The 22,676-nt window shown below is 56.8% G+C and carries 18 protein-coding genes, 1 tRNA gene and 1 pseudogene; 9 read left to right on the top strand and 11 right to left on the bottom strand.

Annotated features, from left to right (window positions below; translation table 11 throughout):
- Window positions 1–7: 7 nt before the first annotated feature.
- Together AC1DK3_RS06075 and AC1DK3_RS06070 are read right to left on the bottom strand one after the other, a co-directional pair.
- Window positions 8–1,471 carry a TolC family outer membrane protein gene (locus AC1DK3_RS06075; RefSeq protein ID WP_477191365.1) on the bottom strand — a complete coding sequence of 488 codons (1,464 nt, stop codon included), beginning with the start codon at window positions 1,469–1,471 and terminating at the stop codon, window positions 8–10.
- A 290-nt stretch (window positions 1,472–1,761) separates the two neighbouring features.
- Window positions 1,762–2,415 carry a protein-L-isoaspartate O-methyltransferase family protein gene (locus tag AC1DK3_RS06070; protein ID WP_477191364.1) on the bottom strand — a complete coding sequence of 218 codons (654 nt, stop codon included), beginning with the start codon at window positions 2,413–2,415 and terminating at the stop codon, window positions 1,762–1,764.
- 254 nt (window positions 2,416–2,669) lie between these two features.
- Here AC1DK3_RS06070 and AC1DK3_RS06065 point away from each other — a divergent pair.
- Window positions 2,670–2,743: transfer RNA gene (locus AC1DK3_RS06065), tRNA-Cys, on the top strand.
- Between the two features lie 864 nt (window positions 2,744–3,607).
- Window positions 3,608–4,087: a hypothetical protein gene (locus tag AC1DK3_RS06060; RefSeq protein WP_477191363.1), complete on the top strand. Its 480-nt coding sequence runs from the start codon at window positions 3,608–3,610 to the stop codon at window positions 4,085–4,087.
- Between the two features lie 46 nt (window positions 4,088–4,133).
- Here the strand turns inward: AC1DK3_RS06060 and AC1DK3_RS06055 are convergent, their stop codons facing one another.
- The 5 genes and pseudogenes from AC1DK3_RS06055 to AC1DK3_RS06035 form a co-directional block, all read right to left on the bottom strand.
- On the bottom strand, window positions 4,134–4,670 hold the full coding sequence (locus AC1DK3_RS06055; protein ID WP_477191362.1) for a DUF488 domain-containing protein: 537 nt from the start codon (window positions 4,668–4,670) through the stop codon (window positions 4,134–4,136).
- Complete coding sequence (locus AC1DK3_RS06050) at window positions 4,670–4,789, bottom strand: HVA1 family protein (protein ID WP_477192881.1); 120 nt, start codon at window positions 4,787–4,789, stop codon at window positions 4,670–4,672. Before AC1DK3_RS06050 ends, AC1DK3_RS06055 begins: the two co-directional genes overlap by 1 nt.
- Window positions 4,790–5,289: 500 nt before the next feature.
- On the bottom strand, window positions 5,290–5,616 hold the full coding sequence (locus tag AC1DK3_RS06045; protein WP_477191361.1) for a cupredoxin domain-containing protein: 327 nt from the start codon (window positions 5,614–5,616) through the stop codon (window positions 5,290–5,292).
- Between the two features lie 12 nt (window positions 5,617–5,628).
- Window positions 5,629–6,142: pseudogene (locus AC1DK3_RS06040) on the bottom strand (DUF4142 domain-containing protein).
- A gap of 175 nt (window positions 6,143–6,317) precedes the next feature.
- Window positions 6,318–8,144 (bottom strand): methanol/ethanol family PQQ-dependent dehydrogenase, encoded by a 1,827-nt coding sequence (locus AC1DK3_RS06035; protein WP_477191360.1) that lies wholly within the window; start codon window positions 8,142–8,144, stop codon window positions 6,318–6,320.
- Window positions 8,145–8,935: 791 nt separating this feature from the next.
- On the opposite strand from AC1DK3_RS06035, the gene AC1DK3_RS06030 reads away from it, so the two are divergent.
- From AC1DK3_RS06030 to AC1DK3_RS06010, 5 genes are all read left to right on the top strand, one after another.
- A complete protein-coding gene (locus tag AC1DK3_RS06030; protein ID WP_477191359.1) occupies window positions 8,936–10,345 on the top strand; it encodes a cbb3-type cytochrome c oxidase subunit I in 1,410 nt (469 codons plus the stop codon).
- Window positions 10,342–11,346, top strand: a complete 1,005-nt coding sequence (locus AC1DK3_RS06025) for a cbb3-type cytochrome c oxidase subunit II (RefSeq protein WP_477191358.1) — start codon at window positions 10,342–10,344, stop codon at window positions 11,344–11,346. Before AC1DK3_RS06030 ends, AC1DK3_RS06025 begins: the two co-directional genes overlap by 4 nt.
- A 13-nt stretch (window positions 11,347–11,359) precedes the next feature.
- On the top strand, window positions 11,360–11,524 hold the full coding sequence (locus tag AC1DK3_RS06020; RefSeq protein ID WP_477191357.1) for a hypothetical protein: 165 nt from the start codon (window positions 11,360–11,362) through the stop codon (window positions 11,522–11,524).
- Window positions 11,525–11,539: 15 nt separating this feature from the next.
- Window positions 11,540–12,001, top strand: a complete 462-nt coding sequence (locus AC1DK3_RS06015) for a cytochrome C (protein ID WP_477191356.1) — start codon at window positions 11,540–11,542, stop codon at window positions 11,999–12,001.
- A gap of 525 nt (window positions 12,002–12,526) precedes the next feature.
- A complete protein-coding gene (locus AC1DK3_RS06010) occupies window positions 12,527–12,874 on the top strand; it encodes a carboxymuconolactone decarboxylase family protein (RefSeq protein ID WP_477191355.1) in 348 nt (115 codons plus the stop codon).
- 141 nt (window positions 12,875–13,015) lie between these two features.
- On the opposite strand, the gene AC1DK3_RS06005 is transcribed toward AC1DK3_RS06010, so the two are convergent.
- From AC1DK3_RS06005 to AC1DK3_RS05995, 3 genes are all read right to left on the bottom strand, one after another.
- Window positions 13,016–13,288: a hypothetical protein gene (locus tag AC1DK3_RS06005; protein WP_477191354.1), complete on the bottom strand. Its 273-nt coding sequence runs from the start codon at window positions 13,286–13,288 to the stop codon at window positions 13,016–13,018.
- Between the two features lie 194 nt (window positions 13,289–13,482).
- Window positions 13,483–14,103, bottom strand: coding sequence for a response regulator transcription factor (locus AC1DK3_RS06000; RefSeq protein WP_477191353.1), 621 nt, complete (start codon window positions 14,101–14,103; stop codon window positions 13,483–13,485).
- Window positions 14,093–14,761 (bottom strand): sensor histidine kinase, encoded by a 669-nt coding sequence (locus AC1DK3_RS05995; RefSeq protein WP_477191352.1) that lies wholly within the window; start codon window positions 14,759–14,761, stop codon window positions 14,093–14,095. The genes AC1DK3_RS06000 and AC1DK3_RS05995 overlap by 11 nt, the downstream gene beginning before the upstream one ends.
- Before the next feature lie 491 nt (window positions 14,762–15,252).
- Here AC1DK3_RS05995 and fdxA point away from each other — a divergent pair, with 491 nt between their 5' ends.
- Together fdxA and AC1DK3_RS05985 are read left to right on the top strand one after the other, a co-directional pair.
- On the top strand, window positions 15,253–15,597 hold the full coding sequence (fdxA, locus tag AC1DK3_RS05990; protein WP_477191351.1) for a ferredoxin FdxA: 345 nt from the start codon (window positions 15,253–15,255) through the stop codon (window positions 15,595–15,597).
- On the top strand, window positions 15,594–15,893 hold the full coding sequence (locus AC1DK3_RS05985) for a TehB family protein (protein WP_477191350.1): 300 nt from the start codon (window positions 15,594–15,596) through the stop codon (window positions 15,891–15,893). Before fdxA ends, AC1DK3_RS05985 begins: the two co-directional genes overlap by 4 nt.
- A 668-nt stretch (window positions 15,894–16,561) precedes the next feature.
- Here the strand turns inward: AC1DK3_RS05985 and AC1DK3_RS05980 are convergent.
- Window positions 16,562–22,546, bottom strand: coding sequence for a DUF3320 domain-containing protein (locus AC1DK3_RS05980; RefSeq protein WP_477191349.1), 5,985 nt, complete (start codon window positions 22,544–22,546; stop codon window positions 16,562–16,564).
- Window positions 22,547–22,676: the final 130 nt, after the last annotated feature.

Below are 22,676 nucleotides of genomic sequence, written 5' to 3'. Positions count from 1 at the left end.
CGGCCGCTCACTTGATCGGCGCTACTTCCATGTGCTCCTGGCGCCCATCGTCGTGGGTGATGTCCAAGCCGAACCACTTGTTCCGGACTTCGAGGTAATGCACTTCCGGATTATAAACTGCGGTCGCAGCGCCGACCTCAGAAACGCTGAGGCGTCCGATGGCCGAGACCACCGTATAGGACGCGACCAAGATGTTCCGCTTCGTGGTTTCGAGGTTCACCTGGGACTGAAGCAGTTCCTGTTGGGCGTTCAACACGTCGAGAACGGTACGCTGGCCAACCCGCTCTTCTTCACGGACGCCGTTGAGAGCGGTCGTGTTGGCGACGATCGAGGCCTTGTCGGATTCCTGCTGAGCCTTGAAGCCTTGCAGCTGCGCCCATGCCTGAACGACTTGGGATTGAGACGCTGCGCGCGCCACTTCGATCTGCTGTAGCGCTGCGATTTGATTGTGCTTGGCCTGCCGCACGCGGGCATAGACTTCGCCGCCTGCCGGATAGATCGGAACGGTCACGCGCCCGACGATCGAAGCCGACGTCGCCTCGTCGATGCCGTCCGACGGATCGAACTGATCGGTGTAATTTGCCTCAAGTTGAGCCTGAGGAAGCAAGGCGCCCCGGATCTGATCGACCGTGAACCGCTGAGCCTGCTCAAGATAGAGAGACTGCACGACCTGGGGATTCTCTTTCACGCCGATCGCAATTGCGTCTTCGAGCGACCGCGGGACGAGCTTCGTATTCGGATTTGCCTCGATCAGCCCCGTTGGCGGATGGCCGACGACCTGCTCGAAGATGGCGCGGCTCGACTTCAGATTGGCTTTGGCCTGATCAAGATCCGATTGGCCAAGGGCGCGCCGGGCTTCCGACTGCGCAACGTCAGTTCTCGTCACTTCGCCGACGCTGAAGCGGTCCCGCTGCGCTTTCAGTTCAGCATCGAGAAACTTCAAGTTGTTCTCGTTCAACTTAACGATGGCCTGGTCACGGGTCACATCGCCGAACGCCGTTACGGCATCGAGCAAAACCTGTTGTTCCGTCTGCCTCAGCGTCTCGCGCCCGGCGCGGTCGTTGGCTTCAGCGGCGTTGACCGCGTTCGTGACTTGAAAGCCGGTGAAGAGGGGCTGCACGAGATCGAGTGCATAGCCGCGCGGGGACGTAATCGCGCGATTAGATTGTCCAATGAGCGGTGAGATGGTCGTGCTCTTCTCGCGGCCGACATTGGCGGAAGCGTTGATGTCCGGCCGGTAGCCGGCATTGGCTCTCGAGATATCCTCATCGCGCGCCCTTTGCGTCGCGCGGGCGGAATCAAGCGTCGGACTGTATTGGTAAGTTGCCGTCAGGGCGTCGAGCAGCGTTTCTGCATGCGCCGTTGCAGTCATTGCGACGCCAACGGCCAAGGCCAGGAAGGCTTTGGACGCGTAACGGCCGACCGAGATCGCGCCGTTGCGTGATGATACTTTGACGTTGGAATTAGCCAATTGAATTCACCTGCGCACCACTCAGTCGCGACTGAAAGAGTGGCCCCCCAATTATTCCCGTCTAGCCGATTCGATCTGAATCGACTAAGCGGTTTCACTTCCCCGTAGCGTGGCTGTTAACTTATGGCGGTATTCGCGCCACGCCAGTGCTCTCAGCTAAATTCTTCGAAAGAGTTGCTTTTTTCGCGCTTCCCCCCGAAGCTCCCCCATAAACGTCTGAATTTGCAAATCCCGTCTGCGACGACCGTGTACGGATACCTGTGTCTGGTTTGCCGCTCACAGAACGCGACTCAGAAGACAAAAGCCGGCCGCGCCTCCGCAAAACCGGAAATCAAAGGTGCGGCAGCCTGGAATGCGTCTCGCCGGGCGAAGATGCTGGCGCGCTTATGCAGGAGGACCGCCCGTCCTATTTTGTCATTTATCGCAATCGAGACCAAGCGGCCGTTTTCGCGTATCTGATCCTTGATTGTGTCGGGTATCTTTTCGATGCCGCCTTCGATCAGCACGACGTCATAAGGGGCGCTCGCCGGCCAGCCCGATGCGGCCGCACCCGAGACAGCGACGACATTTCCGATCGCAAGCGACGTGAAGGCTTCAGCGGCAGCCTTCGCCCCTTGGCTGTCAGCAAAAAGGGCGACGACCTTCTTTGCCATCTCAGCCACAACGGCCGCAGCATAGCCCGACTCGCTTATCACGAGAACATTGTCGCCAGCATCGAACTCGGCAAGCTGGATCAGTTTAGCGAGCACCATCGGCGGCAAGGTTTCCCGCCCCGGCGCGATCATTAAGCTCTCATCGCTATAAGCGAGGCTTGCGAGGCGAGCGGGCAGAAATTTTTCGCGCGGGATGGCCGTCATGGCTGTCATGATCCGCCGGTCCGTCACGTCGCTTGGACGGATTTGACTTTCGACCATGTTCTTGCGCTGCAATGCCACGTCTGCCATCGCTTCTCTCCCCGCCCCCGAGATTTGTCGCCGAGGAGACCTCTATAGACGACGCGCTAACGGAGTGCGACGGGAACGCCGTCGCATGTGGAAATTTCGTTCGTGGCCGTAACGGCTTGTAAGGAGAGACTGGTGTATGGTAGATGCCCGATCGGTCGGCGGGTATCTCGTCTTGGTCCAGTGGAAGCTTTTTCGAAACTTTCGGAACCGCGCTTCATTTCAGGTCCGAAAAGACGGCCGCACGATCGCAGAGAGGCCACGTGGCGGAGTGGTTACGTAGCGGACTGCAAATCCGCGTACCCCGGTTCAATTCCGGGCGTGGCCTCCAATCTCAAGCAAAAAAACAAATGAAATCAGTATCGGCGCTCGCGCTCGACGCTCTATGCGCGCCGTGGGTGGGCACAAAAGTGGGCACACGATATTCGGGTGTAACGGGCCGCATGAAGTTGCTCATTTCTACGCGAGTTGACGGCGCGCAATTTATTTTCGTCTGAAAAGCAGAGATAGCGGTCATCTGGACTTGTTCTCGCTCGGGCCGATCTGCTTCCAACGGCCACGTCTGGAAGTCTGCCCAAAGCGGTTTCGGCGGTCGTCGCTATGGGCCAATAGAGGCTATCATAGACAAACTGGCCTGACCGTCAGAACGGCCGCTCAAGCGGACATCGAAGGCGCTATCTATGTGAGCGACACAAAGAAGAACCTCGCGTCAGCTCCCAGGTGAACAGCTGCCGCTCGTGTGCCGGCCAAACGGTAGTCAGTGACCCTTAGCGGAAGTTCCGGCCTAGACCCCGGTTTTCCACGCAACGTCTGCTTTGCCGAGAAAGCCGACATCCAACACTCGATCGCGAATACCAGTCATATCGGTTCGTGGCGCGACAGCTGCTCATCGGTAAGCGGACGTTGCTGGTTTGCAGCTGTGGGCCGATTTTGTTGTCGAGAACATGGATCAGCGCCCACACGTCTTGTTTGTACTGTGGGCCTTCAGTAGTGCCTTTGGAATTGTTGCCTCGGTTAAAACGTCGGTTTGCCGGTAGGGTCGAGCATCGGGAGGTACAGACATAACGATTACATCGAAGTGCATTCACAGGTTCGATTGTAAGAAACGTTCACCAGGAATTCAATATGACGGATACTCGCTTTATCGGGCGTGTCTACGTTGCGACAGTGCGGGTTATGACGGAGGAGAATGCCCATGAGCATTGATATTGCCGTCGCACGAGCCCTGCATGTGCTGGCCGTCGTCATCTGGATCGGCGGCGTGTCGATGGCGACGACGGTCATGTTACCGGCCATCCGGCGAGGTGATCTCGGCGGCGATCCGCTCCACGCGTTTGAGTTAATCGAGCGCCGCTTCATTTGGCAGGCGCGGTTCGCCGTTCTCGTTGTCGGTCTTAGCGGCCTCGATATGATATGGCGTCTCGATCTTTGGGATCGATTTCATTCCCTCACGTTCTGGTGGATGCACGCAATGGTCTGCGTGTGGCTTCTGTTCGCTTTTTTACTGTTCGTTGCCGAGCCCCTTATTCTCCAGCGCCACTTTCGTCGATGGGCGGCGGCTCAACCGGAAGCCGCCTTAGCTTGTTTGCATCGAGTGCACGGGGTCCTACTGGTCCTCAGTGTCGCGACAATTCTGGGTTCGGTGGCGGGAAGTCATGGATGGTCGCCATCCTGACGATCATAACATGATAAACGGATTTAACTGCTATTCACGCCTCCGATCAATTCGAAGCGGGGTAGATAACCGTCCCATCGGGTTGAACGACAGCTCCCGGAGTAAGGCGAGCAGGCTCCAGGCGCTCCCGTCCCATAATGTGGAAAACGGCTTCTCCACTGGCGATAAGATAGTCGGCGACGATGCGGCGATGGCATCGCCACCATACCGCTTCCGAACACATGATCGCGCAGCGTCGATTGCGTCCCTCTTCGAGCAAATGCGCAAGGCCCGCATGGAACCCTGCTGAGAGCGCGTAGTCGGCGTAGTTATGAAAGCTCTCATTCGTCCAAAAACCATTGACGCCAGAAGACAAACTTTTGGCCTTCCTGCGAAGGCCGCCAAGCGCAGTCACATGTTCGTACGAAATGTCGAAGGCCGCCAGCGCTTTGGGTAACGTGTCCTTGTTGAACTGCGGATTGGATCTCGATCTCGGAACCTTTCTGATGTCCACGATTCGACCGACACGGGGGCCGCGCAACAGCTCAACGAAATCCTCAAGACTTCGGTTGGAATGGCCGATGGTGAAGAACGGAAGCTTCATCACGCGTAGTCGAGCGCACCGCCCTTATGGGCCGCGATATGATCGATAATCGTTCCTGACACGCGGCCCGCCTCGGAATTCCAGCGTACATGATCGCCGATTTTGAACCTTTTAGCCATCTCGCGGCGTTGATCGCGTTGGTGTTTTTGGCCCAACATCGGATTACCCTCTGCGTTGCTCAACTCTCGGACGGCATCTCTCGGTATCTCGCGATTAAGTAAGAAACGAACGACGCGCATATACCCATCATGAATATGGCGTCGGTTTCATCGACGTTCGCTGCGGCATCATCAATCAAGGCGTGGCGAATTCCACTCTCATCGTTCGTATATCCATACAATTTACTGAATCCATCTCGCAGCGCCGGGTGTAGTTTGTGCGACTTCTCGATGACCTTTAAGGCATCGACAAGAGTAACCTTGGCCGCTGAAGTATTACGCGCTACAGCCTTCGACGGAGTGAACACCTTCGCGGATACTGTCGGCATTCTACGTATGCACATTCACGTTCATCGACATTGTCCTCGGCTGTCGCGCCAATAGAGACAAACTCTCCGTTAGCGGTTCGCAAAAAATTCGTGGAATTGCTGATCGCCTTTGTCGTCGGCGCCAGACGTCCGTTATTCCGCGACGATATGGATCCTGCCCGTCATGCCAGGGTGAATGCGGCAGAAATAGTCGATCGTCCCAGCATGCTCGAGCTGAAGCCGTGCGGATTTTTCCGCAATGACCATGACATCCCAAACTCCGTTTTTCGCGGTGGCTGTATGGTCGACGAAATCGCCGTTCAACCACTCTACGGTGTCGCCCATTTTGACGGTGATGTCTGCCGGTAGAAATGCGAGGTCGCTGATCTTGACTTGCACCACCTCGCCCGCGAGTGCCGAGGTGGCGTTCGCCATTTGCAGCAGTATGAGCATGGCCGGACGACGCAAAGTAGCTCGCATCGACGTCCTCCGTTAATGTTGCTTGCTTGCCAATTGCTCGGCGTGCTGCTCGTGACCCTCGAAAATCTTGAGGCCGGTCTCGAGGAGACCCTTGAGCTCGGCGTTGTTCGCCGAGGGGATAAGGGTGCTCTTCAGCGCATCATTGACGGTCTTATGGTACGCGACCTCGTTGTCGACATACGCCTTGTCAAATGCCGAGCCTGAGCGCTTGCTTTTCGGCGGACTGCTTAGAAAGGCTCTTGCTCGTGTCGTTGTCTTCGGGCGTGACGTTGAGCTTTTTAACTAGCGCCAGCGCCTTGTCATTCACTGCCTTGTGGTCACGAACCATGTCACTAGCGAATGCACGCACGCCGTCGTTCTTGGACTTCTCGAGAGCCAATTCCGCAGCCTTGATGTCGAGCTCTCCTGCCGTATAGGCGATGTGGGCGATCTGCGCATCGGAAGGCTTGTCGGCTGCTAGTGCAGGCGCAATCGTGGTTGCCAGCAGGATCACTGCGGCTAGGCCGCCTGTTTGCGAAAAAAGCATCTTCTTTACCTCCAGGGTTGCCGAGCCGTAATCGGTTCTTTGCATTCAATAAGGATTGGATGCGCGCTCGCGCCAAAGGTTCGCAACAGTCAGGCAGGCACGAGTTTGCGGTCGATCTCTTAGATCAAAAATCCGGCGCAGGTTTCCGCCGCGCCGGCCAATCATTGAGCCTGAGTTACGGCAGCGCCCACACGGTGAGCGAACCGCCGAGAGCCGTGTAGCTCTCGAGCCCGGCGTAGCCACCTACAGTACCAAGACCGTCTGTCGGGTTCGTCAAGCCAGCTGCGAGACCGATACCGGCCCACCCACCAACGCCCGAGAAAACGCCAATGTATTGCTTGCCCTTGTGCGTATAGGTGAACACGTTACCGATGATGCCCGACGGTGTTTTAAACTTGTAAAGGTTCTTGCCGTCCTTCTGATCGTCACACTTGAAATAGCCTTCAAGCGTGCCGTAGCAGGCAATGCCCCCGGCCGTTGTGAGAACACCCGACCAGACAGAGAATTGCTCTTTGTTCGACCAGACGATCTTACCTTTGCCAGCATCCCAGGCGATAAAGTTTCCCATACCGCCGTGGCTATCTGGTGCAGGGAACATCGACACCGTAGCGCCGACATAAGGCTGTCCCGCTGTGTAGGATACCTTGAAGGGCTCGTAGTCCATGCAGACGTGGTTCGTCGGCACGTAGAAGAGACCCGTCAACGGCGAATATGAGGCCGGTTGCTCGTCCTTTGTCCCGAGCGCGGCGGGGCAAATGCCCTTCGTGTTGACATCCTGTCCACTCGTGAAGGGAGATTTGCTTGCGACGACTGCCGGACGGCCGTAGGTCGCGCTCTTCGGATCCAAGTCGACGCCGGTCGTCCAGTTCACCATCGGATCGAACTTCGCGACGACCAGCGGAATGCCTGTCTTGCGATCCAACGTATACGCCAGACCGTTACGATCGAAGTGCACGACGACGTCGCGCTTCTCATCCTTTACATCGAGGTTGTCGACCAGGATCATCTCGTTGACACCGTCATAGTCCCATTGGTCGAACGGAGTCATCTGATAGGCCCACGCCGCGATGCCCGTGTCCGGATTGCGGGCGAAGATCGTCATCGTCCACTTCTGATCGATCGGCTTGCCATCGGGACCCGCCCGCTGGACCGAGTTCCAGGTCCCTGGGTTCGCTGTGCCGTAGTATAAGAGGTTCAATTTGGGATCCCATGAGTACCAGCCCCACGTCGAGCCGCCGCCGATCTTCCACTGATCGCCGTTCCACGTCTTGAGCGAGGAATCCTTGCCGACGGCCTTGCCGAGCGACATCGTCTTCTCGGGATCAACGAGGATTTCGTTGTCGGGGCCAGCCGAGTAGGCGCGCCAGACGAGCTTGCCGTCCGCGATATTGTAAGCGGAGATATGTCCGCGAATTCCAAATTCGGCGCCCGAAACCCCGACGATCACCTTATCCTTGATGACGAGCGGGGCGGCTGTGCCGGTCTCTCCCTTCTTGGGATCGCCGTAAAAAATCTTCCAAACTTCCTTGCCGGTCTTGGCATCGAGCGCCACCAGCGTCGTGTCGGCCTGGTTTAGAAAGATCTTGCCATCCGCATAAGCCAGGCCGCGGTTCACCGTATCGCAGCACATCACCGGGATGACGGACGGATCTTGTTTGGGCACGTACTTCCACAGGATCCTCTGGTCGTTGTCGAGATCAAGCGCAAAGACCGGATTCGGGAATGGACCATGGACGTACATGACGTTGCCGATGACGAGAGGCGAGCCTTCGTGGCCGCGCAGCACGCCGGTCGAAAACGTCCAAGCCGCCTTCAGGCTACCGACGTTCTTTGTATTGATTTGATCGAGCTTGGAGTAGCGCGTGTTAGCGTAATCGCCTCCTTGCTTTGCCCAGTTATTCGGATCGCTGATATTTTTAATGACGTCATCATTGGCCATCGCGGGTAGTGACAGGGCGATCATAGCGCACGTGGCGCTCAACGGCATTTTGCAGATGTTCATGAAGCTTCTCCATAGTTGCGGAGTTCTTGATTTTCACTCCGGTGCGAGCGGCTTGAGAGACAGCGCATGTCGCAAGGCGACAAGCTCTCAGGAGACGCCCGCCGCATCTGCGCGGAACGCCGAGTGGGGGTGAACAATCGCGATCTCAGCGACGGACGTCTCTAAGCCAATCTAATAACCAAGCCGGATGCTGAGAATCGGCAGTTCTACCTATGCCAAATCAAGGCAGTGTTTTGATGGCGAAGCAAAAACGCGCGTCGGTGCAAAATCGATCTTGGACAGCCGTCTCATAAAAGACTGCAGATAACAAAATGAGCCGCCGATGATGAATCTTCAAAAAGAGTACCTACACAGATTCAATCGTCGTTGATCTGGTGATGGCTGAAATAGCTGTTTCGCGCTTTAATTCGATATGAAAGCCGCCTACGGAGACGACTTCCTCTAAGAGATAAGCTGCGATATGGACGGCGAACGAAGGAATGTCTCTGAAATTGCTCCTGGACGGGAAACATCGGCGCTAAAAACTTGAACGCTTTCCGAGGTCCTGTCGAAGTACGACGGGCTCGAGCTTTCGATGCATTCACGGGATATTGACGCCTCGTGCGTCTATTGGGGATCTACATTGCCCACATAAGATATATGTGCGATATATGTTATGGTGGTGCGTCGCGCCACACGCGCTCAGTGTGAGGATCATCAGCGTGACGGCGTAACTTTTTGTGCCGAGCTCGCTATCTAGCGTACTGCTCCAGCCGACCACCGATGGTGGCGAAGAAAATAGAGGGCCTGCTATGCAGCCGGCTGCGCATCCATCAAGCGTACTTAAACAGAAAGATCTGGGGTTGGCCCGGGTCTTTGCGGCCTACACGATCTCGGCGACCGCTTGGCTTGTCTTCGCGACCTTCATTGGCATCTTGCTAGCTTATAAGTTCGGCGCACCGGATTTCGGATCCGGTGCATGGCTCACTTTCGGCCGCTTACGGCCGATTCATACGAATGGCACGTTTTACGGCTGGGCCAGTATCGCACTCGTCGGCTTGGCTTATTATGTTGCCGTTCGCAGTTGTCGCACTCAGCTCTACAGTGTGCGACTGGCCTGGATCGGGCTGTTGCTATTCAATATCGCAGCCATTGCGGGCACTATCGCGTTGGACCTCGGCTACAATGACGGAAATTTGGAATACCGCGAGTGGCCATGGCCAATTCGGCTAATATTCCTGTCGGCGCTCCTGGTCACAGCCTGGAACTTGGTCGGCACAGTGGCGCGGCGCACCACAGACGACATCTACCTGTCCAATTGGTACACGATGGGTGGCGTCCTATGGACATGCATCATCGCGGTGGTGGCAATCCTGCCGTGGTATCAATACGGTCTCGGCCAGGTCGCGGTTTCCGGCTACTACATGCACAATGCCGTGGGCATGTGGTTCACGCCGCTGGCGCTTGGTATTTTCTATTACGCACTGCCCAAACTGCTTAGCCGACCGATCTATTCTTATGCGCTTGGTGTTTTCGCGTTCTGGACCAATCTGGTATTTTACCCGATTATCGGTTCCCATCATTTCTTGTTCAGCCCGCTTCCTTGGTGGCTACAGACCACGGCCATCGTCTTCAGCGTAGCCATGCTCGTGCCAGTGTTGGGCGGTAGCGCCAATTTTCTGCTGACCATGCGGGGCCGGTTCGGCCAAATGCGCGAGTCCTATCCGCTCGCCTTCATCTTCGTCGGCGTGATCGGCTATCTGGTGGGGTCGTCTCAAGGAACAGTTGAAGCGTTCCGCTCAATGCAGGCAGTCTGGCATTTTACCAATTATACCGTCGGTCATTCGCACCTCACGATGTATGGCTTCGTCAACTTTGCCGTCTGGGGCTGCATTTATGCCCTGTTGCCAGCAGCAACCGGAAAGTACCCCAGTCAAGCGGGCTTAGCGTTGCATTTCTGGATGGCCCTCGTCGGAAGCTTTATCTATGTCCTTTCCCTGTCGATCGGCGGCACCATCCAGGGTTTAAATTGGATACAGGGATCGCCCTTCATTCAGTCTGTCGTGGACATGGGGCCATTCCATGTATGGCGAGGCGTCGGCGGCATACTCATGTTTCTGAGCCACGTGGTGTTCGCCTGGAATGTCTGGTGCATGACGTACGGCCCCAGTGCCAGGGCGGCGCCGCTGGTGCCGGCGCTGGCCAGGGATGACACGGCATGAACAAGCTGGTCGCGATAGCCGGTGGTTCGACGTTGGTCTATGCGGGCCTCGCGCTCCTGATGGGAGTTTTTCCGGGCATCACCCTTTCGCAGACACCGGCTGGCCCGGGAGTAAATCCGCTTACGCTGATCGAAGCCGAAGGCCGCGACGTATACGTCGCCAACGGCTGCAGCTACTGCCATACGCAGCAAGTACGTCCATTGGCTCAGGACAAGGTTTTTGGGCGGCCGTCGGCGCCCGGCGATTTTGCCTATCAGACGCCGGAGCTGCTGGGCTCGGAACGCACTGGTCCCGACCTCACCAATATCGGTGCCCGGCAGCCAAGTGCGGTATGGCAGTATATTCACCTCTATAATCCGCGTGCGGTGGTACCTGAATCAATCATGCCATCGTTTTCTTGGATGTTTGACGTCGTGGACAAGGCCCCAGCCGGCATCACCCCGGTGCCTCTGCCCAAGGCTTATGCGCCAGCAAATGGTGTCGTGGTTCCTAGCAGTGAGGCGCAAGCTCTGTTGGCTTATCTGATGTCATTGAAGCAAACCGCGTGGCAAGAAAACAAAACGGCCGCAGGCACCGCACCATCGCCTTCCGAACGGCCTGCCACACCCAGCGTAGCAGCGACGCAAGCTCCGTCCGCTGGCGCGTCGGCCCCCACTATCAGCGGTTACGACGCCGCCAAAGGCAAACAGCTGTTCAGCGCCAATTGCTCGGCCTGCCATCAAGAGGCCGGGGAAGGTCTCGCTGGCGCGTTCCCGCCGCTCAAGAACAACGCTGTCGTCAACGACGCGAATCCGGGTGCGCACATTCACACCGTATTGTTCGGCCTCGAAGGTGTGCCTGTCGATGGCGTCAAATATGAAAGCGCGATGCCTCCATTTGGCACCGTGCTCAACGACGCTGACATCGCGGCAATCGTCAATTACGAGCGCAGTTCCTGGGGCAATCACGGTAACCTTGTGACGGCGCAAGACGTGGCCGCCGAACGCGCCAAGGGTAAGTAAAGCAGAGGACGTCATGGAACATGAAATGGCAGGACCGTTGCTCGGCAACCTCATCATCATCGTGATGTCGGGCGCGGTTACGGTTGGATGTTTCGTGGCCATGTTTTGGATGTTGCTGTGGCCCGGTGAAACGGACCGGCGCCATCCCAAATACGATATTCTGCGTCACGACCGCTAAGGCAGAGGTGCAGTCATGGAAAATCCGCGCGTACGCATTTACCTTGATGACGAAACACAACCGATTGCCGATCAGGAACTGCGTACGGAGTTTTCGGTCGATACCACCAAATTAACGGATGGGCCGCATCGACTGACCATCATGGCGCGCGGCGAGAGCGGACACGAGGGCTTCAAGCAAATTCCGTTTGTCGTACATAATGGCCCGGGCATCGTCGTCTCGGGACTGCGCCCGCACTCAGTTCGGCACGGCGAAGTCCGCTTCACCGTAGATGCATTCAGCGCCGACGATCCGTTCGATCCGCGCCGCGCCGAGGCGCGCTCGTCGATTCCGGTGTGGGTTTGGGTGATGTCGCTGTTCGTAGTCGCTTGGGCGGTATGGTACGCCGCACGCATGTGGGATGTACCAGCGGAGTTTTTGCATTCACCGACGTACGGTAGCCAGAACCTTCGGGAACACCAAACACCGCCGGGGTGAAGACAACAGACTCTGCCTCGGCATGAGGGCGCCCGTATGCAGCACCGGCGGCCTGATCATCAACTTCCCGGATGTTGTGGAAGCCGTCATCTGTGTCATCAAATGCCACCGACAGCGAGCACGCATGGCTACGCCACTTCGGCGCGCGGCATCTCGGTGAGACGAGCACGTCCAAATTCGTGTGACCGCACGGGTGTTCTTCGGTTTCGCTGACGACGATGCGAGCTGAAGTGTCTCTGCTTGCGTAACGGGCCAGTCCGTGGGGCCGCATCTTCGGCTGTTAGAAGACGACTCGTCGATGGTTATCTGAAAGATGTGACTGCGGCGAACCTTCTTTCTCACACCGCCACGGCGAGCATGAGAGACCAACGTTTACGATTTGAAGTCACCGGGCCCTGCACGTAGGTAGAACTGCCGATTAACCCCGACCACCTAATCATTATATTCAAGCCAGAAAACCTGTCCCCGTGCGGTCTCACCGTCTGGAATCCTTGACGCCCTTTCTCAAAGAACGAAGAGGCATTTATGTCGAACGAACTGTTTCCATCAACCACACGAGAGCTCGCCCAGAAGCGTCGAGACTTGTCGCCAGAGACCGAGGCCGCCTTTCAGGCGTTTAGCCAGAAAGTATTCGAGGATGGAGTGTTATCCGCGAAGGTCAAGCAGATCATTGCAGTCGCGGTGGCGCACGTCACCCAATGCCCCTACTGCATCAAGGGTCACACTAAGGCAGCCTTGCGGCACGGCGCGACAGAAACAGAACTGATCGAGGCGATCTGGGTTGCGGCTGAAATGCGCGCCGGGGGTGCCTACGCTCATTCCGTCCTCGCGATCGAGGAAATGGAGAAAGCAGCGGCAGTAAAGAGCGTATAAATGTTCTTTTCCAAGCAAGACAAGAAATGCTAGGTCGCGCTGCGCGCCAAAGCGGACGAGACACCGAACATCGGCAGTTCCACCTATGCGGACCTCCTGACCGGGGCCGTCAATGCCAGCCCCGGTCTGAGCCCAACGAACTCAGTTGATTGCAGCATCGGAACTTTTCACTTCGGGGTGCTCCCCATGATTTGACGGCGTGCGATCCGACGTTTCGCCGTCCGAGGTGGTGTCAATTTGAGAGCTCGGCGTGGGTGAATGTTTGGTCGGCGTGCGGTCCGACGTTTCCCCGGGCATCACACCGCCGGAATTGGACCGGATTTGTGGTTCTGTCAGTACAGTTTGTGCACTCGCAATCGGCGAAAGCGAAGCAAGCGCCCATGCTAAAACAACGAACCCAATGGATTTGTTCACGACGTCCTCCTAGGAGCAGATAAGCTGCTCAATGAAAATTGCACATCGGTTCCCCAAAGGTTTTTGATTGGCAGGCGTGAACCGAAGCGTCTTCCATACCTAGGAACTAATATTGCGATATATATTGGTATTTCTGCCCATGCAGAGAGGGGCATGAATACAGAGACAATTAAATCATTGAGCAGGCGCGACGTTTATGGCGCTGGTGAATCCAGATTGACAAGCGACATCCTGACCAAGTGTGAAAGACTTCGTGCACTCAACTTCGTCATGATGTGAGACCGGTGGTGCTCGGCGGTGCGCGTGCTAATCCCGAGGCGTCCGGCAATCTCCTTGTTCAGATGACCTTCGACAAGCAAGGCGAAGACTTCGCGCTCGCGAGATGTCAGCTTTTGGAGACACGTTTGTGCTTCATCGCGCCTGGCACGCTGCTCGGCCAATTTTCTCTGGCGGGCGAGAGCCTCGTTGAGAGTTTCAAGCAGCACCTCAGGGTCGAGTGGCTTCTCGATGAAATGCAATGCTCCGAGACGCATGGCCTGGACCGCGATTGGTACATTGGCTTGTCCCGTCATGACGACGAGCACAGCGTCAATTTCTCTCTGGGCTAGGTGCTGCTGAAGCTCAAGGCCGCTCATTCCTGGCAGGCAAACGTCGACCAGAGCGCAGATCGGTCGCTTGTCTTTGAGAGACGCAAGGAACGCTTCCGCCGAAGAGAAGAGACGCCCATCGAAGCCAGCTGTCCTTAGGAGGACGGACAAGGAATCCCGTATAGCGGGGTCATCGTCGATAACATGCACAGTGGGCTCATGCTGCATGGCTGCCACATCCATCGACTGGCAGGCAAAGGTGGAAATTCGTGCCTCGCGGAACTGCCCTTTCCCACCAAATCAGCCCGCCGTGGGCTTCTATGATCTGCTTACTAAGTGGCAACCCAAGTCCCATGCCGTGAGGTTTCGTCGTTTGGAATGGTTCGAACACGTGTTCCGCGATTTCAGACGAGATGCCCTTCCCATTATCAGAGACTTCAATCTCAATCTTAGAGCTATCGTGGCAACACCGGACGCTGACCATGCCGTCTGACGTCTCAGCGGCGGCATCGATCGCATTGTTGATCAGTATGAGCAGTACCTGCTTGATCTGTATGGCATCTGCCATCAGGGCCGGCAACGACCCGGGCTCAATCTCTATGCGTACGGCTCTTGCCGCAGCATCATGCTGCAACAAGCGCACGACCCAATCCGTGATCTCAACCAAATTCACCGGCAAACGCTCGGCTCTTTCACCAGATGCCAAGAGGCGAAGGTGTTGGAGAACGTCGCGCGTCCGTTTCAATTCGATTTCGGCCTTCTCCATGGTTTCGGCAAGACTCACCTGATCGACGGGAGTTATTTGGAGGAGGCGCCGTGCTGCATGCACATAAGTCGCTAGGGCCGAAAGCGGCTGGCTCATCTGGTGCGCCAACCCCATACCCATGACCGCTGCCGCCTTGAAACGTGACAGCCGCTCGGCTTCGCCCAGTTGCGGCCGTATCTCGAATTGAGGCCCGTCACAGCGGAGCGAGGCAATTGGAGGATAACCGGACATTACGTCACCTCAAACAGTCATGGGCAGTTCCAGCGGAGATTTGCGGCTTGCAGGCAAGGCCTGGCACCACGCACTCGCCGCGGTGAAACGCAATGCCAAGCTTGAGGGATTCTGCGATCTTCTCGCTCCGAAAAAGGGATGCATGAGCTCTTGGATCATCGTTTCAGTAACCCCGGCCTCAAGGCCCGAGGATTTGGGATGTGGCACACGCATGGAGTAGCTCGCTCCAACGAACCATGATAAGATGTATCGTTCGTACATCTTAAACTGAAGCTCCACAAAAGCAAGTTTCCCACGCTCATGTGTGACAGCTGCTATGCGATTGACGGTCCTGTCGCACTATTCCTTGCGAATTCTGCGCCGGTAACCAAGTGAGCTACATGACCTTCGTCGTCACCGAAAACTGCATCAAATGCAAATACACCGACTGTGTGGAGGTGTGCCCCGTGGATTGCTTCTACGAGGGCGAGAACATGCTCGTCATTCATCCGGACGAGTGCATCGACTGCGGCGTGTGTGTTCCGGAATGTCCTGCCGAGGCGATATTCTCGGACGCCGATCCCGAGGCCACGCCGCACTGGCTCGAGGTCAACCGGACGTTCGCCGATCTCTGGCCAAACATCACGGGTAAAAAGCCTCCGTTGCCTGATGCGGATAAGGAAAATGGCCGGAAAGGCAAACAGGCCGAGCTGTCGCCGCAGCCTGCATCGGAGGATATCACGTGACCGTCCACGGCAGCTTTCCGCCAGGATTGACCTGTTACAAGAGAACCGCTCAGTTCACCCGCGAGACTGTGCCGGAAGGCCTTTTGGCGGAGCACAAAACGAAAATGGGCGTGTGGGGTTTGCTGCGAGTGACGGGTGGCCGGATTCGCTACTGCATCGACCATCCTCGGTCGAGCGTTGACGTCGCCGCGGGCCATGCGGCCGTTATCGAACCGCAGGTTTTGCACCACGTGGAGCTTCTCGATCCCGACAGTTCTTTCTTGGTGGAATTCTATCGTGCTGGGCACGGTGACTAGATCTAAATCTTCGGCGGGTGCCTTCCGCTCCATACGATGCGCGTGTCCGGAAAACTAAGGCGCGTCATCGAACCCAACGATACCCCTCGCCGTCGTGCTCGCGATGGCAGCATCCTTCATACTGTCGAGAACTTTGGTTCCGTCTGTCGCGTCGCTCATGCTCAGCGCGCGCGACACGAATAAGCGCCATCGCCCGGGCCTCGCCTCTTGCTCGGGCATTCCAAGATCGAGAGCACGGTTCGCTATCTCGGCATCGAAGTAGATGATGCCATCGAGATTCCAGAGAAGATCGACGTTTGACGCAATGCCTTGGTAAGCAGACCTGGTCGGTGGCCGGTCTCGCGTCGCCGATCACGGGCCGGCGACTTCCGCAATTGGCCCTTCGCGGACCTTGCGTTCGGCCGCACGATCCCAATTGCAGACATCGGTCAGGGCAAAGGTCTGCGCTAATAGTGCCTTGCTATTAACGTCCGCTTGCTGCCGCCGACCGGACGACTAAGGCGCGGCGAAATAGGCCGCTTCGGACCTAAGCGGAAGATCTCGGGCGGGGCGCTTGGTTGACGGCGATGTCTGCGCTGCAGAGATAGCGGACATAGGCCAGACTTTCTCTGCGCTTCAACACGATCACAAAATGTATGACCGCATTCGCTTGCAGAGCAGAGGCGGGGCTAAGTCGATCCGAGATGCACTCTGGCCCGACTGATAGCTTCGTCGAGCCTGAAGCGTGAGACCGCAGCGAGCCGCTCGACGCCCAAGAGACGCGCAAGATCGAGAGCTGGGTCAGACTGGTTTAGCAGGTCCTTGTTCGCCAGGACAACCGATGCGAGTTCGGCGATGGGAATGTCCGCAATCGCTCTTCGCGCGTTTAGATTGAAGGGAGGTCTATAGTCGAGAAGGTCGACGATCGTGCCCTTCTTCCAAATAAAATTACCGCCGGATTCTGTGGTTCTTTCGATGTCCTGGAGATGCCATTCTATGCGTTCTCGAATTTTGTTGCCGGTTCGAAGCCAGCCGTGTGCCCTGGCAATGCGCTGAGCGAGGACGTCTTCGCGCAATGGGCCTTCTTGTTCTATCACGCTATCGACCATAGCCTGCAAAGTTCCGCGATAGGAGAGTTCGTAGAACTGCGCAGGATCGACTGTGAATGCGGTGAGGTCGGTGAGGCGATAACAACCCTCTACGGCGTGGTTGGTTTCTTCTGGGTTCGTCACTGAATCCAAAGCGGACGCCTCAGTTAGTGCGTGCTTATACGGCTCGCTTGGAGCCGTGACGAGTTCTGCATCCAATTGATCCGAGGCTGGCGGCACATCGTCTATCGGTGCATCCTGATCAGTAGCCTGCTGCTCAGTCGGTTGCGAATCGACGGGGCCGATCTCGTGGCCCATGTCCCAACGGGTTGTTTTCTCTTCGCCTTCTCGTTGGGTCGACTTACGACGGCTAACATCAAGCAAGCCGATCAGATCAGCGTGCAGGCGTTTCACACAACCTTCAGGATCGAACCACCAATCCGTCGACCACACCCTAACGATGTTCCACCCCAGCCCGCGGAGAACTTGCTCGCGGACCTTATCGCGATCACGCGCTGTAGCCGATCGGTGATAAGTGGCGCCGTCGCATTCAACACCGGCTAGATACGCGCCGGGCAAATCGGGATGCCGAACGCCAATATCCACCCGAAAGCCGGAAACGCCGACCTGGGGGATCAACTCCCAGCCCATTTTTTCGAGTTCAGCCGCGACCGCTTCTTCAAACGGCGATTCAAAACCATCGCCATCGCGCACACTTACAGATGGCAGCGCAATGGCTCCGCGTTCGGCGAAATCGAGAAAGCTCTTCAAATCTCGAATGCCGATTGCTTTGGTTCGGCCCAGGTCAATCTGATCAGCGGTAAAACCGGAGAAGACAATCAGTTCCTGTCGTGCGCGCGTGACAGCGACGTTTAGACGGCGCTCGCCGCCGTCCCGGTTGAGTGCACCGAAGTCCATCGTGCGCTTGCCAGCAGCGTCTTGCGAGAAGGTGACTGAAAACATGACCACGTCGCGCTCGTCGCCTTGAACATTTTCAAGATTCTTGACGATCGTGGGTTCGATACGTCCGTCGGCGAAGAACCATTCGAGATCGGAGTGGGCGCGCCGAGCTTGGTCCAAGAGATCTTGGATTAACGATTGCTGCTGAGCATTCAACGTGATGACAGCAAGGGTGGGACGATCCTTTTCATCCAGGCTCATCCAGCGGCGCATCCGCTCGACGGCTTCAGTCACGAGAGCCTCGGCCTCTATCCGGTTGGTGCGGCTCTTTCCACGATCATAAATTCCGGCTGCCACTTTACGCAGCTGCACCGCCCGATCCTCGACTGAAGGTGAAGGGAATGTGATCAACCGATTCTGATAATAGTGATGGTTGGAGAATGCGATCAGCGATTCATTGCGACTGCGGTAGTGCCAGCGCAGGTCTCGTACGGGCAAGCCAGATGCTCTGGCTTCGTCCAGGATGCTCTCTAGATCTTTTTCGTAATCGACCAAGCTCTCATCACTGTCTTCGTCATTACGTCCAAAGAAATTCGTGGGCGGAAGCTGCTTCGGATCGCCCACAATGATCGTCTGGCGTGCTCGCGCGATGGCACCGATTGCATCCCACGTGGTAATCTGAGAGGCTTCGTCAAAAATGACCACATCGAACGAGGCCTGATTGTGGGGTAGATATTGCGCGATAGAAAGCGGCGACATGAGCATACATGGCGCCAACTTGGGAAAGCTGGCCGGCAGTGCGCCAATCATATCCCGGATCGAGCGGCTGGGCCGCTGCAATTCCATTTGATGGCGCAACAGTCCGAGTTCGGAATTGCGGGGGACTTCCTGTACTGCGGGCAAGTTATGCGCCAAGGCGCTGGTCACGCGTATGCTCGCGTTAGCACGAACGAGATCGTCAATCTCCCGAAATTCTGCAATGGCATGTTCATGCTGGAAGCGCCGGAAATCTCGGAGCACGGGATCGTTGTCCAGCGTCAACGGCAGCCACCAGCGCGCATAGGCCAAACGGAAGCTTGCTTGTGCTTCGCTACAGGGCACAACGCCGGTCTCGATATCGTCTACGAGCGCGCCTAAGTTCTGGCTCTCGGCCTTCCTGCGCGCTCTGCAGCAGAAAGACCAATCGCGTAGAAGATGTTTGGCGCTCGTGAGCGCGTCCATCGAATCGCACAACTCAGCGAGCGGCTTGTCGCTTCCCTTGGCCGAAGGCATTTTGCCAGCAAGGGCGGCGAATTGTGAAATCGAGTTGTTGAACTCCGCATACGCAGAGAGAAAGTCCGCCGCAGCCTCGCGTGCGGGTTCTTCTTTTTCCCCGCTGCACAATGCCGGCTCGATAGTCTGGAGGATCGCTCCGATATCGTCCGTGTTACGCCCCAGAGCCGCAAGCGTTCGACGAAATTGGTCGCCGAGTTTCAAGGTTTGTTCGACATGGCCGATATCGGTGTCGAGTCCAGCGAAGCCAACCGGCTTAGCTGCAAGTAGGTTCGCGTCGGCGGCCTGCTGCGCTTTTTGCATCCGTCGCAAGAGGGCCAAGTCACTTTCGAGGCTCGCCGTACCTTCAATAACGTAGCCTTGAAGCAGCCTTTGCACCTTCCGCTTGCCCAGATGACTATTTGGCCAGAACGAAGCGCAGGCATGTCTCCACTGGAGTTCGATCTCATCGACGGCGATGCGCGGTACATCCTCATCGCTATAGCGCGCTGAAAGCTGATCGCGGGCCGAAGTGTACTCGCGGATCGCGTTGCCGAGAGCTGCCAGTGCTGGGCCGCATAGGCTGAATTCCCGGTCGAACACTACGGACAGCTGAAAACCGGAGCTTCGCACTAGCCAATCAGCCAGCTTCCGAAGTGCATCCAACTCCGAATGTGGGGCGTCTCCCTTGGCCGGTAGCCCGATGTTGATAAGGAACCCATCGAGGCGGCGGCTCAGCGCTTCTGACGCACTCTTCAGCGCAGCTGTGGCCGTGAGCAATTCGCTCTCCCAACTCGATGTCCAACTCACAACATCGATCAAGCGCAATGCGGGCCGAATTTCGGTAGATTGAAAGGCTAATCCGATTTCATGAGCGGTTTGCTCGAAACCCAGCCGCGTCTTTTCGTCATGAAAATCGTCCGAGGGCCAAGTCAGGCTGGGCGCATATCTCTGCTTGTTCTTAAGCGCGAGACCAAGAGCCATATATGGAGTAAGCCCGCTACCGTGCCGCTTATGAAGCGCTTGAACATATGCATTCAGCTCATCGCGACGCAGGCGCAACCGCTCATTGATGGCGATCCATTCGGCATCGTCCGCACGCTGACGCTTTTCCCACGAAGCTTTCAGCTGAGTGAGAAAGCTTCTCCGGTCCGCCTTGTTGGAGTGCAATTCTAGACAACAGTGTCCGAGCCCGTGTTCGCGGAGACGACGATAGACGACATCGAGGGCCGCCGTTTTCTCCGCGACGAAGAGCACCGTTTTGCCGACCGCCAAGCAGTTTGCGATCATGTTCGCGATCGTTTGGCTCTTTCCGGTCCCGGGCGGTCCAACGATGACGAAGTCACGTCCCTCCGCAGCGGCGATGCTCGCGGCGACCTGCGATGAATCGGCAGGAAGCAGCGACACGATGTCGGCAGGGGCGTATTTTTGATCGAGTTCACGTTCATCGAGGAACGTCGTGGCATTCCCGTCAAATACTTTGTCCGGCGTGTCGATCAAATGACGTACGACCCGGTTCTCTCTTAGCGAGCCGGTTCTTTCGACAAGATCCTTCCACATCAGGAATTTGGCAAAGGAGAAGGTCGAGAGGGCAGTCTCGTCGATGACCTCCATACCAGGGACATCGCGCACGGCCTGCCGCATCGTGGCAAGGACACGGGCCACATCGACGCCGCTTTCATCCTGAGGCAGGTCGCCCGAAAACCGTGTGATCTTCAGATTGAAGTCGCGTTCGAGGAATTGAATCAAGGTCGCGTTGAACCGAGTTTCGTCCTCATGATAACGCAGAGTGAAGTTCGATGACGCGCTGCGACGGTCGATCTTGACCGGGACGAGCAACAAAGGTGCGCGATAGCTGCGTTCGTCGCCTGTTTTCTTTTTCCATCGAAGAAATCCAACGGCGAGAAAAAGCGTGTTCGCTCCGCCCTCTGCAAAATCGTTTTTCACCTGCCGATGGAGGTCTATCAGCCTGGCCTCCAGCTGACGGCCATCGAGCGTTGAAGCAAGCTCGTCGCGAAGGAGTGCGTCAGCCGCAAAGCCCCGCTGGAGATCCCTTCCACGTACCTCACGGAAAAGCGCGGCGTCGCGTTCACCCAGAGGATTCTGTTCGGGCAGAGAGATCAGACGTATCGCGGCGCCTTTGACCAAGCGATCCTCGAGGTAGCCGACATCCGTGCACAGAAACGGAATGGTCTTCTGTGAATCGGGAAAATTCAACAGGCGATTCCGCAGCGTCAAATCCAGCAACTTTTTCTGCCAGCGATCGATCCGGCCGGCAGCGGTGGTCGGCTTAACTTCGACCTCATCTGCGGGCAGATTACTGACCGACGCCACCGCCGGCAGTGGCAACGAGGTGGGCTGGAGAGGTTCGCCTTCGTCACCTGGCGCAGCCATTGGATTGTGTGAAGCAAGCGGGGTAATCCCTCCGCTGCGAGAGCGGCTGACGTCGACAGCCGCCTCAAACTCGGCAGTCTTATCTTCATCAAGCCGATGGTCGAGCGCACGTTGCGCCCCTTCAAATGTCATGACGGGGCGATGACTAACGCCGGTGCTCTCGAATACGATCAACTCTCGCGACGCTAACGCTTTGCGTATCTCCATCGCGTCGAACTCGATGGCGTTGGCCAGCGTCTTCTTAGTCAGCCAGACGCCGACAGCAGCATGCCCCTCGAACAGGAGAATGATAGGATTGAGTCCAGTCGCTTCCAAAGCGGATGCAAACAGCAGGGTTGTGTCCAGGCAGGTTGCCAATTTGGAAGAGATAATTGTCGATGGCCGGCGAATTTTCTGGCCGCGTGTCTCAAAGCTGGCGGGTGGCTCGGCGTAGAGCAGCGATTGAGCCGCCACTGCTGAATAAACAGCCGCCGCAAGCATGAATGCTCGCTGTGGCATGCCGCTTTGATATCCGTCGAGCGACGTCGAATGACCATGAGTCGAAAGAATATCAGCGGCATCTCGCAAGACCGTTGCCGTCGCGGGATCATTCGGCATGACAAACGCCGGGAGTAATTGGGCCATGTCGGCCACGCCGCCCCATTCATCGCGAGCCAGGAGGCGCACGACAATGCGCTGCTCGGCCAGGATTTCGGTGCCGATGGAAAGGCGAAGCGTCAGCTCGCCACGCTCAGCCTCATTTAACCCCGCCAAATAACCTGCATCGAGGTCAACCTTCCTATCGGTGAGGGAGATAGTTTCGCCTGCGGCGATCCGGTCGATCTGCCAGATCTTGCTTCTTAAGAATGGCGGATTTGACGTCAATTCCAGCCTGCAGGATTCCAAGCTGATCGCGGTCGAGTTACTTATCCCAATCGATCGGATCACCGGAACGGCATTTTGGAAAGAGGCGTATGTGAAGCTCTCGGCGATTTGACATACGATCTCAGGGGAGAGCGTTGGCGGCGCTTCAATTTGATGGCAATCGTTCAGTACCGTCATGTCGCGCGCCCCTTTCGCGAAACCCTAGATTGCGAGTATCGCCCTCGGAAGTGGAATTTGCCTTATACGGTGGAAAGTCCACCATCTATGAAGAGAATCCGAACGCTCGAACTGAATTTTGAAAGCCTAT

This window comes from Hyphomicrobium sp. 01T421, from assembly GCF_056398805.1.
This window is presented reverse-complemented; position numbering and strand designations above follow the sequence as displayed.

What these genes read in the sequence shown, in the direction of transcription:
- AC1DK3_RS06050 (WP_477192881.1), bottom strand. Translation starts at nt 4,789, where the DNA reads ATGGCTAAAAGGTTCAAAATCGGCGATCATGTACGCTGGAATTCCGAG.
- AC1DK3_RS06035 (WP_477191360.1), bottom strand. Translation starts at nt 8,144, where the DNA reads ATGAACATCTGCAAAATGCCGTTGAGCGCCACGTGCGCTATGATCGCC.
- AC1DK3_RS06020 (WP_477191357.1), top strand. Translation starts at nt 11,360, where the DNA reads ATGGAACATGAAATGGCAGGACCGTTGCTCGGCAACCTCATCATCATC.
- fdxA (WP_477191351.1), top strand. Translation starts at nt 15,253, where the DNA reads ATGACCTTCGTCGTCACCGAAAACTGCATCAAATGCAAATACACCGAC.
- AC1DK3_RS06000 (WP_477191353.1), bottom strand. Translation starts at nt 14,103, where the DNA reads ATGCAGCATGAGCCCACTGTGCATGTTATCGACGATGACCCCGCTATA.
- AC1DK3_RS06070 (WP_477191364.1), bottom strand. Translation starts at nt 2,415, where the DNA reads ATGGCAGACGTGGCATTGCAGCGCAAGAACATGGTCGAAAGTCAAATC.
- AC1DK3_RS06030 (WP_477191359.1), top strand. Translation starts at nt 8,936, where the DNA reads ATGCAGCCGGCTGCGCATCCATCAAGCGTACTTAAACAGAAAGATCTG.
- AC1DK3_RS06010 (WP_477191355.1), top strand. Translation starts at nt 12,527, where the DNA reads ATGTCGAACGAACTGTTTCCATCAACCACACGAGAGCTCGCCCAGAAG.
- AC1DK3_RS06055 (WP_477191362.1), bottom strand. Translation starts at nt 4,670, where the DNA reads ATGAAGCTTCCGTTCTTCACCATCGGCCATTCCAACCGAAGTCTTGAG.
- AC1DK3_RS05980 (WP_477191349.1), bottom strand. Translation starts at nt 22,546, where the DNA reads ATGACGGTACTGAACGATTGCCATCAAATTGAAGCGCCGCCAACGCTC.
- AC1DK3_RS06025 (WP_477191358.1), top strand. Translation starts at nt 10,342, where the DNA reads ATGAACAAGCTGGTCGCGATAGCCGGTGGTTCGACGTTGGTCTATGCG.
- AC1DK3_RS06060 (WP_477191363.1), top strand. Translation starts at nt 3,608, where the DNA reads ATGAGCATTGATATTGCCGTCGCACGAGCCCTGCATGTGCTGGCCGTC.
- AC1DK3_RS06015 (WP_477191356.1), top strand. Translation starts at nt 11,540, where the DNA reads ATGGAAAATCCGCGCGTACGCATTTACCTTGATGACGAAACACAACCG.
- AC1DK3_RS06045 (WP_477191361.1), bottom strand. Translation starts at nt 5,616, where the DNA reads ATGCGAGCTACTTTGCGTCGTCCGGCCATGCTCATACTGCTGCAAATG.
- AC1DK3_RS05995 (WP_477191352.1), bottom strand. Translation starts at nt 14,761, where the DNA reads ATGGGTATGGGGTTGGCGCACCAGATGAGCCAGCCGCTTTCGGCCCTA.